General features: G+C 60.3%; 15 protein-coding genes. 13 read left to right on the forward strand and 2 right to left on the reverse strand.

What is annotated here, in order from left to right; translation table 11 throughout:
* Nucleotides 1-144: 144 nt before the first annotated feature.
* The gene (locus tag KUF59_RS20280) at nt 145-6,573 is read left to right on the forward strand and encodes an AAA family ATPase (RefSeq protein WP_212459339.1); all 6,429 of its coding nucleotides are present in this window, start codon (nt 145-147) and stop codon (nt 6,571-6,573) included.
* Here the strand turns inward: KUF59_RS20280 and KUF59_RS20285 are convergent.
* Nucleotides 6,539-6,940, reverse strand: coding sequence for a response regulator transcription factor (locus tag KUF59_RS20285; RefSeq protein ID WP_249140429.1), 402 nt, complete (start codon nt 6,938-6,940; stop codon nt 6,539-6,541). The two genes, KUF59_RS20280 and KUF59_RS20285, sit on opposite strands and share 35 nt — an antisense overlap.
* 577 nt (nt 6,941-7,517) lie before the next feature.
* On the opposite strand from KUF59_RS20285, the gene KUF59_RS20290 reads away from it, so the two are divergent.
* The 12 genes from KUF59_RS20290 (at nt 7,518) to KUF59_RS44530 (ending at nt 16,305) form a co-directional block, all read left to right on the forward strand.
* Nucleotides 7,518-7,712, forward strand: a complete 195-nt coding sequence (locus KUF59_RS20290) for a hypothetical protein (RefSeq protein ID WP_212459340.1) — start codon at nt 7,518-7,520, stop codon at nt 7,710-7,712.
* A gap of 264 nt (nt 7,713-7,976) precedes the next feature.
* On the forward strand, nt 7,977-8,612 hold the full coding sequence (locus KUF59_RS20295; RefSeq protein WP_212459625.1) for a response regulator transcription factor: 636 nt from the start codon (nt 7,977-7,979) through the stop codon (nt 8,610-8,612).
* Between the two features lie 429 nt (nt 8,613-9,041).
* Nucleotides 9,042-9,488, forward strand: coding sequence for a winged helix-turn-helix domain-containing protein (locus KUF59_RS20300; RefSeq protein WP_212459341.1), 447 nt, complete (start codon nt 9,042-9,044; stop codon nt 9,486-9,488).
* Nucleotides 9,489-9,782: 294 nt separating this feature from the next.
* Nucleotides 9,783-10,091: a hypothetical protein gene (locus tag KUF59_RS20305; protein ID WP_212459342.1), complete on the forward strand. Its 309-nt coding sequence runs from the start codon at nt 9,783-9,785 to the stop codon at nt 10,089-10,091.
* Nucleotides 10,092-10,301: 210 nt separating this feature from the next.
* Nucleotides 10,302-10,490 carry a hypothetical protein gene (locus KUF59_RS20310; RefSeq protein ID WP_258769895.1) on the forward strand — a complete coding sequence of 63 codons (189 nt, stop codon included), beginning with the start codon at nt 10,302-10,304 and terminating at the stop codon, nt 10,488-10,490.
* Nucleotides 10,487-10,696: a hypothetical protein gene (locus KUF59_RS20315; RefSeq protein WP_212459343.1), complete on the forward strand. Its 210-nt coding sequence runs from the start codon at nt 10,487-10,489 to the stop codon at nt 10,694-10,696. The genes KUF59_RS20310 and KUF59_RS20315 overlap by 4 nt, the downstream gene beginning before the upstream one ends.
* A gap of 737 nt (nt 10,697-11,433) precedes the next feature.
* Nucleotides 11,434-12,501, forward strand: coding sequence for a two-component system sensor histidine kinase NtrB (locus KUF59_RS20320; RefSeq protein ID WP_212459344.1), 1,068 nt, complete (start codon nt 11,434-11,436; stop codon nt 12,499-12,501).
* A gap of 30 nt (nt 12,502-12,531) precedes the next feature.
* Nucleotides 12,532-14,448 (forward strand): Na+/H+ antiporter NhaA, encoded by a 1,917-nt coding sequence (gene nhaA / locus KUF59_RS20325; protein ID WP_212459345.1) that lies wholly within the window; start codon nt 12,532-12,534, stop codon nt 14,446-14,448.
* Nucleotides 14,445-14,843, forward strand: a complete 399-nt coding sequence (locus tag KUF59_RS20330) for a baeRF12 domain-containing protein (RefSeq protein WP_212459346.1) — start codon at nt 14,445-14,447, stop codon at nt 14,841-14,843. Before nhaA ends, KUF59_RS20330 begins: the two co-directional genes overlap by 4 nt.
* Nucleotides 14,844-15,097: 254 nt before the next feature.
* Nucleotides 15,098-15,223, forward strand: coding sequence for a hypothetical protein (locus KUF59_RS20335; RefSeq protein WP_258769898.1), 126 nt, complete (start codon nt 15,098-15,100; stop codon nt 15,221-15,223).
* Nucleotides 15,224-15,280: 57 nt separating this feature from the next.
* Nucleotides 15,281-16,042 carry an ATP-binding protein gene (locus tag KUF59_RS20340; RefSeq protein WP_212459347.1) on the forward strand — a complete coding sequence of 254 codons (762 nt, stop codon included), beginning with the start codon at nt 15,281-15,283 and terminating at the stop codon, nt 16,040-16,042.
* Nucleotides 16,039-16,305 (forward strand): hypothetical protein, encoded by a 267-nt coding sequence (locus KUF59_RS44530; RefSeq protein WP_464165363.1) that lies wholly within the window; start codon nt 16,039-16,041, stop codon nt 16,303-16,305. Before KUF59_RS20340 ends, KUF59_RS44530 begins: the two co-directional genes overlap by 4 nt.
* Nucleotides 16,306-16,726: 421 nt before the next feature.
* Here KUF59_RS44530 and KUF59_RS20350 read toward each other — a convergent pair whose 3' ends face one another.
* Complete coding sequence (locus tag KUF59_RS20350; protein ID WP_212459348.1) at nt 16,727-17,119, reverse strand: VOC family protein; 393 nt, start codon at nt 17,117-17,119, stop codon at nt 16,727-16,729.
* Between the last annotated feature and the right edge of the window lie 81 nt (nt 17,120-17,200).

The raw sequence follows: 17,200 nt of genomic DNA on the forward strand, positions 1-17,200 counted from the left end.
AAATCGCTCCAAATTGCTGCTAAGGAGAAGGAAGATCTCCGTCCGCGCATCCGGCAAGACTAAGGGACGCGAGGCCGCGCGTGTGGCGCACGAAGAGCTTGATCAGCCGACTTCAAGCCGAAGCCCGACGTCGGAGTCTGACAGATGGTGCAGCAGTCGCTGAACGTCGCGTACTCGGACGGTAGCTCTCAGGTGTTGTGGGAGGACGGCGAGCGCGTGTTGAGCCGTGGCTGGCGACTGGACGACAATGGCAACCGGCTCGCCGTGCTGCTTGATGCCCGTGCCATCGACCAACCGTCCCGCTCAAGACTCGATCGCCTCGCTCACGAATTGAGCTTGAAGGATGAGCTGGACGCAGCCTGGGCTGTGCGACCGCTCAAGGTGGAGCGCGGCAGCGGCCGCACCATGCTGCTGGTGCTCGAGGATCCGGGCGGCGAGCCGCTCGCTAGGCTGCTCGGCTCACCGATGGATTTGGGAGGCTTCTTGGCCCTCGCGATCGGTGCTGCAACAGCTATAGGCAAGCTCCACCAGCGCGGCCTCATCCACAAGGACATCAAGCCAGCTAACATTGTGGTGCACTGCGCCGATGGACACGTGCGGCTCACCGGATTTGGCATCGCATCGCGCCTGTCCCGCGAGCGGCAGGCGCCCGAGCCGCCCGAGACCATCGCCGGTACGCTCGCCTACATGGCACCCGAACAAACCGGGCGGATGAACCGCTCGATCGACGCCCGCAGCGATCTCTACGCCCTCGGCGTCACGCTGTACCAGATGCTCACGGGCGTTCTGCCCTTAACGGCGGCCGATCCCATGGAGTGGGTGCACTGCCATATTGCCAGAAAGCCGGTGCCGCCAGGGGAGCGGTTAGAGAGTGTCCCAGCGCCCGTCTCGGCGATCATCATGAAACTGCTCGCCAAGACACCCGAGGATCGTTACCAGACCGCCGGCGGTGTCGAGCGCGATCTGCGACGCTGCCTGGCGGAATGGGAAGCGCGCCGCCGCATCGATGACTTCCCGCTCGGCCTGCAGGACACGCCGAACCAGCTGCTGATCCCCGAAAGGCTGTACGGACGAGATCGCGAGATCGCGACGTTGCTTTCCAGCTTCGATCGCATCGTCAAGACCCGTGAGCCAGAGTTGGTGCTTGTCTCAGGATATTCCGGCATCGGCAAGTCCTCAGTCGTCGACGAACTACACAAGGTGCTGGTGCCGCGGCGCGGCCTGTTCGCGTCTGGCAAATTCGACCAGTACAAGCGCGATATTCCTTACGCGACACTGGTGCAGGCTTTTCAAAGTCTCGTCCGGTCTCTCCTCAGCAAGGGCGACACCGAGTTGGCAAGCTGGCGGCACGTGCTTTTAGAGGCGCTTGGATCGAACGGGCGACTCATGATCGACCTCATACCCGAACTCAAGCTAGTCATCGGAGACCAGCCACCGGTTCCTGAGTTGCCGCCACAGCAGGCACAAAGCCGTTTTCGACTCGTATTTCGGCGCTTCATTGGCGCACTTGCCCGCTCGAACCGGCCACTGGCGCTCTTCCTCGACGACCTGCAGTGGGTCGACGCGGCGACGCTTGATCTGCTGGAGGACCTGTTGCGGCCAGATTCGGAGCACCTCATGCTTATCGGTGCCTATCGCGACAACGAAGTCGCTGCGGCCCATCCGCTAACGAGAAAACTCGACGCCATAAAGACCGCTGGCGGAAAGGTCGCAGAGATCAAGCTGTCGCCGCTCGCCCAAGAGCATCTTGGGCAGTTGGTTGCGGACGCACTTCGCTGCGAGTTAGAGCGCGCAAAGCCGCTTGCGAAGCTGGTACAACTGAAGACCGGCGGAAATCCGTTTTTCGCCGTTCAGTTCCTGTCTTCGCTCGTCGAGGAAGGACTACTCAAATTCGATCATGACGGCGCGCGCTGGTCCTGGGATATCGACCGCATTGAAGCCAAGGGCTACACCGATAATGTCGCTGATCTTATGGTCGGGAAGTTAACCCGCCTGCCGACCGAGGCGCAGAATGCATTGCAGCAGCTGGCTTGTCTTGGAAACATTGCCGAGAGCACAGTCCTTTCGATGGTACTCGGGATTTCGGAGGAGCAACTCGATACGAGTCTGTGGCCGGCCCGCCATCAGGAGTTGGTCGAGCGTGTGGCAGGCGCTTACCGGTTCGTCCACGATCGCGTTCAGGAGGCCGCCTATGGGCTGATCCCGGAGCAACTGCGCGGCGAGGCGCACCTTCGAATAGCGAGACTGCTCGCGGCACGGACATCTCCGGAGAAGCGAGACGAGGCGACCTTTGAAATCGTTAATCAGTTCAACCGAGGTCTTGGTTTGATCACATCGGTCGATGAACGCGAGCAGGCCGCGGAATTGAACTTGGCAGCAGGCCGGCGCGCCAAAGCGTCGGCTGCATACGTTTCGGCGCTCAGTTACTTTATCACCGGTCGAGGCCTATTGGCGGAGGGATGCTGGGAGCGCCGGTGGGCGCTCATCTTCGCACTCGACCTCCATCGCGCCGAATGCGAGCTCTTGACTGGCGCGCTGTCGGACGCAGAAAGCCACTTGGCTGCATTATCTGCTCGCGTCACGGATATGGCTGATCGAGCGGATGTGGCGCGCCTCAGAATCGACCTTTACCTCACGCTCAATCAGCCCAGCCGCTCGGTCGCCGTCGGTCTCGAGTACTTAAGGTACCTCGGCATCAGCTGGTCGCCGCATCCGACGGATGAGGAGGCGCGCCAAGCGTATCAGCATGTCTGGTCGGAGCTCGGCCGGCGCGCGACCGAGGAGCTGATGGCCCTTCCCTTGATGATCGACCCGGCAGCGCTCGCCGAGCTAGATGTCCTGAACCGGCTCTCTTCGTCGGCACAATACACCGACCTCAACCTCTACACGCTCGTCGTCTGCCAAATGCTGCGTCTTACCTTGGATCGTGGCAACAGCGACGCGTCTGCTGTCGCCTATGGCCGGCTTGGAATGATCGCCGGGCTGCGGTTCGGCGAGTACGAGGGCGCGTACCGCGTCGGGCAACTCGCTTGTGAGCTCGTAGAGCAGCGTGGACTATGGCGTTTCCAGGCGGGTGTGTACCTGAATTGCGGAAATATGGTCATGCCTTGGACAAGGCATATCAGAACATGCTGCGAACTCATTGGCCGCGCATTTGATGCGGCGCAGAAAACCGGCGACCTCGTGTATGCGGGGATTTGCTCCGGGCTGAGGGTCCTGAATCTTCTTGCAGTCGGTGATGCGCTTGCCGACATCGAACGTGAAGCTGAGAGGGTACACTTAGGCCACATACAGCTTGGCACAAACCTCGAAATCATCGGTGTGGCACTCGCTATCGTACGAATGCTACGCGGCGCAACGGCAAGATTTGGCTCCTTGGATGACGGGCAGTTTGATGAGCAGCGAATCGAACGCGATTTCGCGAACACTTCGGACGTGACGGCCGGCCAATGCTTGTATTGGATCTGCAAGTTGCAGGCCCGCTTTTTGGCTGGTGACTATGCGAAAGCGGTTGATGCTGCATCGATGGCGCAGCCGCTTCTGAGCATGTCCCTCACGATCATGGAGGCGGCCGACTATCACTTCTACGGCGCCTTGTCGTACGCGGCGTTTTGCGATTCGATGCCTGTCGGCCAGCGGACGCCGACTCTGGAGGCCTTGGCCCCTCATCACAGTCAGCTCGCCAGCTGGGCCGCGGCCTGTCCTGAAAACTTCGAAGACCGCGCAGCGTTGGTTAGTGCGGAGATTGCCCGGATTGATGGTCGCGCGTTCGATGCCATGAACCTTTACGAGCAAGCCATCCGTTCGGCACAGGCAAACGGCTTTGTCCACAACGAGGCGCTCGCCAAAGAGCTGGCGGCACGCTTTTACACCGCGTGCGGTTTCAATCAAATCGCGCACCTATATCTGCGAAACGCCCGCGACTGCTATCTGCGCTGGGGCGCGGACGGCAAGGTGCGCCAACTGGATGCGATGTATCCGCGCCTCAGGATGGAAGAGCCCGCACCTGCTTCGACAAGCACGATCGCAGCGTGTGTCGAGCAACTCGACCTCGCAACGGTGATCAAGGTGTCGCAGGCCATCTCGGCCGAGATCGTGCTGGAGAAGCTGCTCGAATTGCTTATGCGCACGGCGCTCGAACAGGCTGGCGCCGAACGAGGCTTGTTGATTCTTTCACGCGGAGCTGAGCAACGGATCGCCGCCGAAGCAACGACGGACGGCGATTCGGTGACCGTGCATCTGCGCGACGAGGAGGTGGCTGCGACAGTGCTGCCGGAGACGGTGCTCCACTATGTCCTGCGCACCCGGGAAAGCGTTATTCTCGACGACGCGTCATCTCGCAATCCATATTCTGACGATCCCTACATCGTTGAGAATCATCTCCGTTCTATTCTCTGTTTTCCGTTAATCAACCAGGGAAGGCTTACAGGCATCCTCTACCTGGAGAACAATCTGACGCCCATGGCCTTTACGCCCGATCGCGTCGCCCTGTTGACGGTGCTTGCGTCGCAGGCGGCGATCTCACTCGAAAATTCGCGGCTTTATCGCGACGTCGCAGACCGCGAAGGGAAGATTCGGCGTTTGGTCGACGCGAACATCATTGGGATCATCATTGCCGACCGCGAAGGTCGAATTCTTGAAGCCAATGACGCGTTTCTCCGTATCGTGGGATATGACCGTGAAGACCTCGTTTCGGGCCGCGTGCGCTGGACCGAGCTGTCGCCGCCGGAATGGCGCGAGCGCGACATGTTGACTCGGGCGGAACTGAACTCAACCGGGATAGTTCAGCCCTTCGAGAAGGAGTATATTCGGAAAGACGGCAGCCGCGTTCCTGTGCTTATTGGCGTCGCTCTGTTCAGAGAAGGAGGCGACGAGGGCCTAGCATTCGTGCTCGATTTGACAGAGCGCAAGCGCGCGGAGGACCGCCTCCGCGTGCAGCACACCGTCGCGCAGGTCTTGGCGGAAGCGGCCACGATCGAGGAGGTCACTCCGAGAATACTGCGGGCCATGGGCGAGTGTCTGGGATGGGACGTAGGCGCGCTCTGGCGTGTGGACCGGGAGGCCGAGGCGCTGCGCTGTGTCGAGCTTTGGCATAAAGCGTCGATAGAAATCCCCGAATTTGAAAGAGCCGATTGGCAGTTCACCTTCAATCCGGGGGTGGGACTACCGGGCCGGGTGTGGTCCAGCCTTAAGCCCGTATACATTCCGGATGTCGTTCCTGATAAAAATTTGCCGCGCGGACCCATCGCCGAACGCGAAGGACTACACGCGGCCATCGGCTTTCCTATCCTGCTCGGGAGCGAAGTCTTGGGCGTGATCGAGTTTTTCAGCCGCGAGATCAAGCAACCCGATCAAGAGCTGCTCGACATGGTGGCCACCATCGGCAGCCAGATCGGTCAGTTCATTGAACGCAAGCGCGCCGAAGAAGCTCTGATGCGAAGTAAGGATTATTTGGCCGAAGCGCAGAAGCTGACGCATACAGGCAGTTGGGCTTGGGATCCCCGCACGGAACAGGTGCTGTATTGTTCCGAGGAAATGTTCCACATTTACGGCCTGGATCCACGGTCGAGCCTACCTTCTCGAGAAAATTTTCGACTGCAGATCCACCCCGAGGATCGCGAGTGGGTAAAGGAGAGATTTGAGGAGTCGCTTCGCAAAAAAATTGACACCTATGCCGAGTACAGGGTTGTGCTGCCAGACGGAACAGTTAGGCACATCAGTGCCTCAGGTCATCCGGTTCTCAACGAAGACGGCGAGCTCATCCAGTTTGTCGGTACCGCTGTAGATGTGACAAAGCGCAAACAAGCTGAGGAATCATTGCGGGAAAGCGAGGCGAATCTCGCCCACATGAACCGCGTGAGCACGATGGGAGAGTTAGCAGCCTCGCTGTCGCACGAAATCGCGCAACCGATCGCCAGCGCACGCAACAACGCGCGGGCGGCCCAGAATTTTCTGAAGATGCAGCCGCCGGACCTGGGCGAGGTCAGGGAAGCGCTTTCCTGTGTCGTCGGGGATGCCGATCGGGCAGGAGAAATCATCGATCGCATCCGAGAGCAAATCAAGAAAGCGCCGCCGCGAAAAGAGTGCTTTGACCTCAACGTGGCAATCAACGAAGTGATCGTATTGGCTCGAAGTGTGACCCTCAGGAATGGCGTTTCGGTCCAGACCCGGCTTGCAGAGGGATTACTTTCGGTTCTGGGGGATCGCGTTCAGCTGCAACAGGTCTTGCTGAATCTGATTCTGAATGCGGCTGAAGCAATGGGTTCGATGGAGGAGGGGGCGAGAGAGTTGTTGATCAGCACAGAGGAAGGCCAAGCAGGCGCCGTCGTGGCCGTGCGCGATTCTGGGCCGGGCATTGATCCGGAACATCTCGACCGGGTCTTTGACGCCTTCTACACCACGAAGCCCAATGGAACGGGCATGGGGCTGTCGATCTGCCGGTCTATCATCCGCGCTCATGGCGGCAAGCTATGGGCGGAGGCGAACGAACCCCGCGGCGCCGTGTTCCAGTTCACACTGCCGGGGGCGGAACGGGAGCTCACGACCCCTTCTCAGGCGAGCCTGCCGACCTGAGAGCCGCGTAAACACATCGTGTGAGATGGTCCTCATCCACCGGCTTACGCAGGTAACACAAGACCCCATCGTTCAGGGCGCAAGCCCGATCAGCATCATTGGGAAAGGCCGTCACGAGGATTGTCGGTATCGCGTTGCCCGTGTCGATAAGATGCCGGTAGAGTTCGAGCCCGGTCATAGCAGGCATGTGGATGTCGGCGATCAGGCAAGCTGTTTCGGCAAGCCGCGGGGAGGCGAGAAAATCCGCTGCAGACGCGAAAATTTCGACCGTATAACCCAGCGATCTCATGAGCCTGTACATGGACTCACGAAGGAACCGATCATCTTCGACGACCGAAACTAGTACCTTTTTCATCATACCGCCCATGGCCGTTCGCTGGACGCGTCTGCGGGCAGATAACTATCCAATTATAGTGACACTCACATTGCTTGATATCTGAGAGAATGCCACCAGTGTGCCGCCTGTGCCCCGTAAACTTTGGTTTATCTGGACGATGATCGCGAAGCCTATCCGGCATGACTTGCAATCGAGGCTTCGGCCGGACGAAAGCGGTCGCGGGATCGCAGCGGGCGAACTCTAGGACTCGCCCGAGCGCCCTAAGCCTTAGTATCATCGTCCCGCCCCCTTTGGATGTCCGAGCTCAACCCGCGCTCAATTGAGCCGTTGGTGACAATCCTCTTAGTTTTAGTGCATCCGAAATGCGCACAAGCCAAAAGGAGCAAACAATGACTTACCGCCTCGAAAGTCACGGGTCCGACAAGGCCGTGCGATGCGCAGTCTGTGAGGGCAAGTTTGGTCTCGTCCGGCATTATTCGTGGCGAACGCCGCTTTGCTCCAGGAAGTGCGTCGATCGCTTCAAGGCGCGCCGCCGAGGTGACCACAATTGGATGGGCTGGTTCCAATTCGCTTTCGACCAGTCGCCCGAAAACCGCGCGAGGGCGTCATGACGCTTCAGATCTCACAACGAGGCAAGGAATATTTGAAGGCCGCGCAGACTTTGCTTCACACTGCCAAAACCATGACGGACCAAGCCATTGCGGCTCAGCTTAGGGCTCTTGCCGACGACTACGAGCGGCGAGCCGAGAGGGCTACGCTCGACGACGCAGCCAAGGCGTTGGCTCGATCCGCCGAGCGCTGAATACGCGTGGCAAACATGAGCTGATGGGCAGCTTCCCTCAGCAGCTATCGGGCCGACTAGAGATCGAACTTCGACCGAAAGTCGACCCGAGCGTCGGAGGGGAGTGAGCTGTGTCAGCGCGCGTAAGGTTTGGAGTAGCCTGCGCGTATCCGTCAGAAAAAAGGGGCTGTTCAGGTTCCACGATTGGGATTAGAAATGCGCGGTCTGCCGGACCTGCAAACCAAGATGCAGGCTGATTTTCGTGATCTCTTCCGAGTGGCAGCGATGTCTGACGCAACCTCCACCGTGTTGGTCATCGACGACGATCCGGATCTCCGTGCGTCGGTCGGGCGCCTGCTGCGATCGCTCGGCATTGACGTTCAGTTATTTGCCTCCATTTCCGACTTCCTCAAATCCGATCCACTGGATTGCCCCACCTGCCTGGTGCTCGATATCAGATTGCCCGGCCAAAGCGGCCTCGATTTCCAGCGCGAGCTGGCTGCGGCAGACAGGGAGATCCCGATCATCTTCGTCACGGGCCACGGCGACATACCGATGTCTGTGCAGGCAATGAAGGGGGGGGCGATTGAGTTCCTGACCAAGCCGTACCGCGACCAAGATCTTCTCGATGCCATTCAGCTTGGCTTGGCCCGCGATCGTGCGCGGCGGGAGAATGACAAGGACATGGTCTCCTTAAGGCAGCGTTTCGCCTCCCTAAGTCCCCGGGAGCGCGAGATCGTAATTCAGGTGGCGCGCGGCCGCCTGAGCAAACAGATTGCCCACGATATCGGCATCGCCGAAGCCACGGTGAAGGTGCATCGCAGCAGGGCGATGCAGAAGATGCAGGCCGGTTCGCTTCCAGAACTCGGCCGAATGGCTGACAAGCTCAAGCTGGTGCCTCACACGCCGCAACGCTCTTAAGATGTGCGTTCTTGCTCGATGTGCGTTTCGCGCGGCCGGATGAGTTGAGCAGTCGAGCAATCCGCAAAGCAAAACAGAAGAAAAGGCCGGCGGCGACGCCGCCGACATTCTCTTGCAACTGCCGGCTCGCGGGTCCGGTTCCGCTGCGATTATCTGCACTGAGTGTCAGAGCAAACGAAGAGCGGGCTGCTGCGCACTGTGGCAACGATTCGATCGATACTGACAGCCAAGTGATCCCGCCATAGCACTTACAATCTGTCCGCCCGATTGAAGCCGCCTCCCGGCTTGTAAATCTAGGTTTAGGCAACGCAACCAAATCTGTCACTGCGCGCCACCCGCGTGGAATAGCTCGCAGCACTCCAAATCGTCAGATTGCGGGTCAATAGCATCTTTGCGGGGAGTAGCCCTGCAAAAGCAAGCGAGGTCATTATGCGATCGACTGCAGCTTTCGGACGCCTAGGGGGAGAGCTTGACGTCGGACGCGTCGTTCAGCGTCCGGATGCGGCCAGGCAACTCTTCGAGAGACGAACCGAACCAGCCGGCGCAACGCCAACAGAAGTTTCGTTCGGACCGTTTCGCCTGCTTCGAACGCAGTTCCTTTTGCTGGAAGGCGACAAGCCCGTGCCTCTCGGAAGTCGCGCTCTGGAAATCCTGATTGCTTTGCTTGACCGCCACGGAGAGTTGGTCACCAAGCAGGATTTGATGGCTCGCGTTTGGCCCAATGTGTTCGTTGAGCCCGCCAACCTCACGGTTCATATGTCAGCGCTACGTCGCGCGTTGCGTGACGGCCAAGATGGGAATCGCTTCATCGTCAACATCCCCGGACGCGGCTACTGTTTCGTCGCCTCTGTCGTTATATCGGCTCACGAGAATTGAGCGCAACTGGCGGTGCACCGGGAAATTCGGGTGAGGCATTACCGTTGTCGCGACAATAGCAGAGCAGCCGATCACTGTAGCGAACATTCCCGTCAGCTCCTGGAGCCCGTCAACTCGCCAGGAGGGTGAGAGCGGCGCCTCCTCTGCCGGCATCCGAAATCGTCACTCGCGTTTTCTAAGCCAAGGTTTATGTGGCCCAACTACAGCCGTACGCTGAACAACCCACGTGCAATAGAAGACAGACCGGCAGAAATGTAAGCCTCCTCGCAACAACTCGCGTTCTGGAGTCCGCTCATGAGGAGAATCACTGTTCTCATCGCTTCTGCTCTGATCAATGCATCTACAATTCCCGGACTTGCGGCGGAGTCCACGTTAAACAAGGATGTTAACGCCGCTCGCGCGGTCTCCGCGACTGTAAGCAGCAAACCCGCTAATGCGGCCGACAACGAGAAGACTTGTCGCGCCTACGCCGCCTCATTTTATAAGTCAGCGATGCTGCGGCAAGCCGCTGCTGGCCGCGTCGACAGCGCGTGGTTGTTAACCGCGATCGATTTTGTGACTAACGCTTTCAACGACCTGTTGGCGACGAAATGCGTCAGCTGACCCTCACTATTCACTGACAATGACAATGCACGAGGTCCGCAGATGATCATTTTTCCGCTCATGGCCACCTGGATGTGGTTTCAGATCATCACAGCGTCACCGCTCCCATCCTCGGGCCGTCGTTACGACCTGCGCGAGGCGTCGAAGTCGGGGTCAACGGACCTGCATGACCGGATGGAATGATTATTGTAATATAACAGGAGTGAAAACGTGGGTGATGTTATTCGATTTGTCTCAAAGTCCGAGCGGGAGCGAGCTCGCCTTATTCGCGAAGCCCGAGCGGTCTACGACAGCGTCTTTCCGCCATCTGATCCCGTCCGCGAGCAGCGGGACAAGGCATCCGCAAGCCATATGCGCATCGGCGCAGACGTTCATCACGGCGAGGGGGGCCCATCATGATCGCGATCATCGCCGTGCTCTGCAGTTTGTCTTCTCCAGAAAATTGCCGCGAGCAGACCGTTACCACCTCGGACTTCGCTGACGTCTCGATGCAGTCCTGCCTGATGGGCGCACCGCAGCTCGCCGACTGGATGAATCAGCATCCGACTGAGCGTCTTGCGGCATGGCGCTGCGTGATCGGTCAAAGGGATGGCCGGGGTACTTAGGGTGAAATGTCGACCAGCTCGTAAACTCGGAGCGTAATGTATCATGGCGTCGAGTTTCGGAAGATCGTTTCGTGGGTTGGTCCTTGCGGCTCGTCCGGTTGAACAGTTTCGTCCGCAGGACTCGAGCTCGAAGACCTTGCGGACTGTTGGCAGTGGCGTTTTCAATTGGCGCGCCGCAACTGAAAGGCTGCCGGTCTCGATCGACATCAGCGATGTCGCGTTCTCTTAGGCCGCTCGCAGGCAACTTCTCATAGCGAATGTGGTCGACCCACGGGCATACGCATTCGGCACGATTTGCTGAGATTTGGATTGCTTCACTCGCACTGACGTTCCTCGTCGGATACCAATTTGCCTCACGGAGGCGGACAGCTTCCCAAGTGCTCGGCGCGCCGCGATCCCCCCTTCGCCGCGGTTCGCCCGCGGCCGGTCCTTCCCTCCCGGGGACCGGCCGCTCCTCCTCAAGGGCCGTCGGGCAACGGCGCTGGATCGGATAGGCATGGGGCACTTGGATCGACGAGTGTGGGAAGTCCAGTCGTCGAGCGCAAGACGGATGGAGATTCGCCGCAGCGCGCCGGGCGTCTCTCAGCCATTCCGATAACGGTCGGCTATCGACTCCATGGCGAGAGGTGATTTTCCTTTAGACCGTCATAGACCCAAACTTCGAGCTGTCGTCGCCCGCCCTCGTGTACGGGCCGAAGTCGGCGTTCCGTTGAACGATCGCAACTAAGAGGTCCGACATGCAGATCAAAGAGACATCCGACGTTTCCTTCCCCGGCGTGGTCGAGAGCTCCGCGCTGGAGGATGTCGTCGTGCTCGCGGACAGCGCCGGCGTCTCGCTTGGAGCGCAGCGCGCATTCAGCGCGAGGGTGCGGAGCGTCCGCGATGATGGCAGCGGCCTCATCACGTCCAGGTGCGTGGAGATTCCGCTCGTCGGGCGCGACGGCGAGATCTCCGGGGTCCTGTGTCTGACCGCCCCACAGCCCGACACGCGCGGCGTGTTCTCGTCCCGCAGGCCGGAGGGGACGAGGGCGATCGGGGACGTGGCGGAGTTCGTGGTCCACGACATCAACAACCTTCTCGCTGTGATTGGCGGCGGCCTGCGGCTGCTCGAGTGCCAGAGCGACGCCGCACACCGAAAGGCCATCATCAGCAAGATGCAGCACGCGATCACGCGAGGAGCGTTGCTCAGTCGTCAGCTCCTCGACGTTGCCCGACCATACCCCGAGTCGATCGGCGGGTTCGTCGCAGGCAGCCGCCTCGCAGCGCTGGCGGGTTCGCTGGACCAGGCGTTGCGTTCCGACATCACGGTCCGCACCGATATCGCCCCTGATTTGTGGGACTTCGACGCTGACCCGGAGGAGCTGTACTTCGCGCTGCTGAACCTCTGCCGAAACTCGGCCGATGCCATGCCTGGGGGCGGCGCGATCACCGTCGCGGCGCGGAACGTCGAGCCTTCCGCTGGCGCGGCCCGGGGATTCGTCGAGATCGTCGTCGCCGACGACGGGGAGGGCATGCCCGACGAGGTTCTCTCGCAGGCATTCACCCCGTACTTCACGACAAAGGCCGCGGGCAGCGGCACCGGCCTCGGGCTCCTCCAGGTCAAGCGCTTCGCCGAGGGACGAGGCGGCGCGGTCTGTATTGAGAGCGAGCGGGGCGGCGGCACGCTGGTGCGCCTCTTCCTCCCGCGCGTGCACGCGGCTGGGCTCCCCGGCCGTATCGTCGGCGCGGAGATCGCGTACACGCCGTCACCCAACGGCGGCGTATTCCACGTCGTCAACCCAGCGGCGGCTGCGCCGACCTCGTAGCCGGCGCTAACACCTGAGATCGGTTCAGCGATGCAGCTCATGATCCCGCCCGGCCGCCTCGACCGTCCGGTCGACCACGAGAGGGACCACGTGCTCGGTCCCACCGATGCCGAGATCACGCTCGTCGAATACGGCAGCTACGCGTGCCCGCACTGCAGGGCTGCCAACGAGCGCATCGCGCAAGCACGCGACCAACTTGGTGACCGCGTCTGCTACGCCTTCCGCCACAGGCCACTCACGGACAACAGCCTTTCGTTTCGGGCCGCCGAGCTCGCCGAGCTTGCCCAGTCGCCCGAGGCGTTCTGGTCCGCGCACATCAAGCTGATGACGAGGTCGATGCAGCTCACAGAGGATGACCTCGTCGCGGTGGCCGCCGATCTTGGCGTGAACGCCAACTTCGCGCTCGGCGACAGCGACGCCGTGCGGCGCGCGAGAGCGAGAGTGGAGGCGGACGTCGCAAGCTCACGCGCAAGCGGGGTGAGATTCACGCCGACCTTCTACATCAACCGCCGGCGCTACGACGGACCGTGGGACGAGAGCTCTCTCGTCGACGCGATGCTTGGCACGCTCGGCCACCGCGTCCGTACGGCAGCCCTGGATTTCGCGAGCTGGGGCCCGTCCGCCGGCATTTTGCTGGTCCTCGCGACCGTGGCGGCGATGGTCTTGACGAATTCGCCGATCGGGCCGTCGTTCGAGGCGCTCTGGCGCCAGGAGCTCGGCGTGAGCTTGGGTGACGCAACCTTTCAGATGTCCATCCTCCATTGGGTCAACGATGGCCTACTGACGGTGTTCTTCCTCGTCGTGGGATTGGAAGTGAAGCGCGAGATGACAGTTGGTCATCTCGCAAGCCGCCGCTCCGCAGCGCTTCCGATCGCCGCCGCGCTCGGCGGCATGGTCGTGCCGGCGCTTCTGTACGCGCTGGTCATCCCTGCGGGGCCGTGGTCGTACGGGTGGGGCGTTCCAATGGCGACCGACACTGCGTTCGCGATTGCCTTGATCGTCGTGATGGGCGCCCGCGTTCCCGTCGAGCTGCGCATCTTCCTCACTGCGGCGGCCATCGTCGACGACATCGGTGCGATCGTGATCGTCGCTGTGTTCTACTCCGGCGATATACATCCGGCATACCTGGCCGCCGCCGCGGCGGTCGTCGTCGCGCTGGCGCTGCTGAGCCGGTCGAGAGTCTACCTTCTCTCGCCTTACATCCTGTTGGGCATCGCGTTGTGGACATTCGTCTACGCGGGCGGTCTCCACGCGACGCTGGCCGGCGTGGTACTGGCGCTGTTCGTGCCCACGCGCCCGCCCGCCAACCTGGCTGCCCTGATGACGCAGGCCAGCACCATCATCGCCTCCGAGGCCCGGCACGAGGGTGAGGTTCTCAGGCACGGCCCCTCCACTCCGGCGCTGCACGCGCTCGATGCAATCTTCGACAGACTTGAATCGCCGGCCGACCGGCTGCTGCGGCACGCCGGCGCGCGATCGAGCTACGCTGTGCTCCCGATCTTCGCACTGGCGAATGCGGGGGTGGCGATCAATCCGGGCGTCTTTGTTGGGCATGGCTGGCTCATGGCCGCGATCGTTGCTGGCCTAGCCATAGGAAAGCCGCTCGGCGTCTTCCTCATGGCTGCTGCGGCCGTGCGCGCAGGCATAGCCGTCAAGCCGGCGGAGTACACGTGGCGGCAGTTGGCCGGGGCGGGAGCCCTCGCTGGTATCGGCTTCACGATGTCGCTCTTTATCGCCGCGCAGGCGTTTCCAAGCGCTTCCGACTTCTCGGCCGCCAAGATCGCCGTGTTCGCTGCGTCGATTCTTTCGGCCGTCGTTGGGACTGCCCTGCTCTGGGGAGCTTCGCGTCAGGAGCTTATCGAAGAGGCGCCGCAGTGCGCCAGCATGCAAGTATCGCAGTCCGCGGGGGCGTTTATGCAGGATCGTGAACAGGAGATCTTTGGATGATTCTACCTACCGGTACGACAGTAGCAGTCGCTGATGGCGCGACGGTCCGTCTATTCCGCAATACGGGTGTGAAACCTGGGGTGCATCTGGTCGAGATCTCGGCGGCTCCGCCTGCGCCCGCCCACTCGGGTGCGCGCCATCACGCCGGCTCCGCCAACCCCGATGGTAGGCGGCTTGACGAGGACGACTTCGCGGCAGCTACGGCTTCGTTCCTTAACAAGCTCAGCCTGGACGGGACCATAAAACACCTGGTCGTCGTCTCCGACCCCAGGACCCTGGGGGAGATGCGCAAGCATTTCCACCGCGACCTGAGAGGCAAGATCATGGGCGAGTTCGCGAAGGACTTCAGCCGGCGTCCGCTCGAGGACATCGCCTCATTGATCGCTGACGCCTGACGCGCCTCTGTAAGCGGCTGCTGGCGCAAGCCTGTCCAGTCATAACTCGTGCGAATAACTCAAAGTTCGGCGACGACTACTGCTCTCGACCAATCTCAACCAAACCAACCGTCTAAATGGATCAGCAATGGACAAGATAGTCAAAGCTGCCTCTGGCATTCTACAGCATCAAGAGGAAGCAAGGTTCTGCTGACCTCGGTGTCACGTTCCAATCTCTCGACTAACCGGAATCTCGCATTAGGAGGAGCCTCCGCATGACCTATTACCTAATCGCCTCACGCGCCGCGATCATCTTCTGGACGAGCCTTGCAATGGTGCCAACCGAAATCCTCTTTGACGCGTTAAAGACCGAATTGGAGCGCCGCGGCGTGGAGCCATAGGGGCTCCCTGCTTGGTCCTGCGGCACGTGCCAGAGAGAAAGATCGTTGGAGCCCGAAATGACAAAGCACATTGCACCGTTACCGAATCCCGATGGATCGTTGCTTCTTCGTGAGTTGAACCACAGAGTAAATAACGAGCTCACTAGCACTATCTGCACGATTTCAGCCAAAGCGGTGGCGTCGGATGACATGGCAGTCAAGGCCGCGCTCCTCGATGTGGTCGACCTCCTGCACGGTTACGCTGATGTTCACAAGGCACTACGCATGCCGGATCCTGGGCGCCCGACCGACGCCGCAAGGTACCTCCAGAATCTTTGCTTCTACATCACGAAATACCGACTGGACCGGCTGAGTATACGTCTCTTGTGTTCGGCGGATGATTTGCGGCTTGAGGGCGAACGCTGCTGGAAGCTTGGGTTGATCGTATCCGAGCTGCTCAGCAATGTGGCACGACATGCTCGTTTCGACGATAGACATCCGGAAGCGAAAGTGAAGTTGCTGCTTGCAGGTAACGTCGTAAGGTGCGCGGTCTCTGACAATGGCTCGGCATCTGATCTCAGTGTGCGCGGTCGCGGGCTAACGATCGTCGGCGAGTTGGTCAGCAGTTTGGGTGGCCGCGTTCATGCGTCTCGCGCCGCCGAAGGGTCTTCGTTCCTTCTCACCTTCCCATTGACTGAATCCGAGCAACGTGCCGCCGGCGCAACTCATGTTGTCTTGAAGCGAAGGAAGGTGCGTCGTTCTAACAGGTTGCAGGTCCCAGGAGCCGAAGATGCAGCGGCTGGCCGGGCCAGTCGTCCCGCTGAAGGAGACCGAACATGACCCAGGTCTATTTCCATTGCTCCAACACGAAGAAAGTTTTCGTCGACTATTGCGGCGCCGTAGTGGACGATCTCGCTGAGGCCGGGAGCATGCGACGCGCGTCGTGGAATCCTTCACCTGCGAGCGCAGCTTCGATGATTGGCGTGACTGGGTTCTGCATGTCAGTGACGACCGAGGCGATGAGCTCTTCATTGTCCCCTTCACTTTCGTGCTCGGCAAGGCGCACTGACGTCAACATGCTCAGAACTCAGCCAGATGAGTGATCGCCCGCGTCGCAGAAGCGGCCCTGGCAGGTCTTGGCGCAAAGCGGACCTGCTTCGATAGAGCGCAGTAGTGGGGGTGAGCGGTGTAGGGAACCATCCGACGACCAAACCAGCGCCTTCCTGATCTCTGACGGTATATGAAGCTACGTCGTGCCATTACGAGCAGTGGCGATTTCCGCGACGTATGCAGAGCTATTCAGTCGATTGACTCCGATAGGTAGCGGAATCGCCAGTATTCCGAGCAGCACAAATTATTCTGTGAATTCAAGACCGAAAAGATTCGGCGGGTATACCGTCGGCATTTGACCGTCAGCCTTAAGTATTTGTGCTTGCATATCAACGCGAAGACCTCTTCATAAATGATTGAGTGGGAGTAGGGGATCTAAAGCGCGATGACGATTCATCCAGATCTCATCGCGCTTTAGGAGGCTATCTCCTGCGCGATCTCCCAAATGTGGCCGGATGGGTCGGAAAACGCGGCGGTACGACGACCCCAGGGACGATCGATGGGGCCGTTCACCAGCTCTACGCCGCTTTGCCGGAGCCTCGCGCAGGCTTCATCGACATCGGCGACGCGAATGGTCATGAGCATGCGAGGTCCGGCGCTTGAAGCAGCCGGCACCACCGGCTCCACGAGCTGCGGCGCCTGTGTCTCCTGCAGCAAATTGACCATGACGCCACCGAGCCCGATCACGGTGCATACGGCGTCGGAATAGATCGGCCTGGCGTCGAACACGGCCTCGTAGAATGCCCTCGTGCGCGCGAGGTCGTCAACGAAGAGGGTTACGCACTCTAGATTGTTCAAGCTTGTCATTCGAGGGCGCCTCGGTTGACTGGTCAGACAAGTTTCTTTTGACAAAAGATAACAACGTATTTGGAAATAATGAAGCTCGTA

It is taken from the genome of Bradyrhizobium arachidis (assembly GCF_024758505.1).
Taxonomy (GTDB): domain Bacteria; phylum Pseudomonadota; class Alphaproteobacteria; order Rhizobiales; family Xanthobacteraceae; genus Bradyrhizobium; species Bradyrhizobium manausense_C.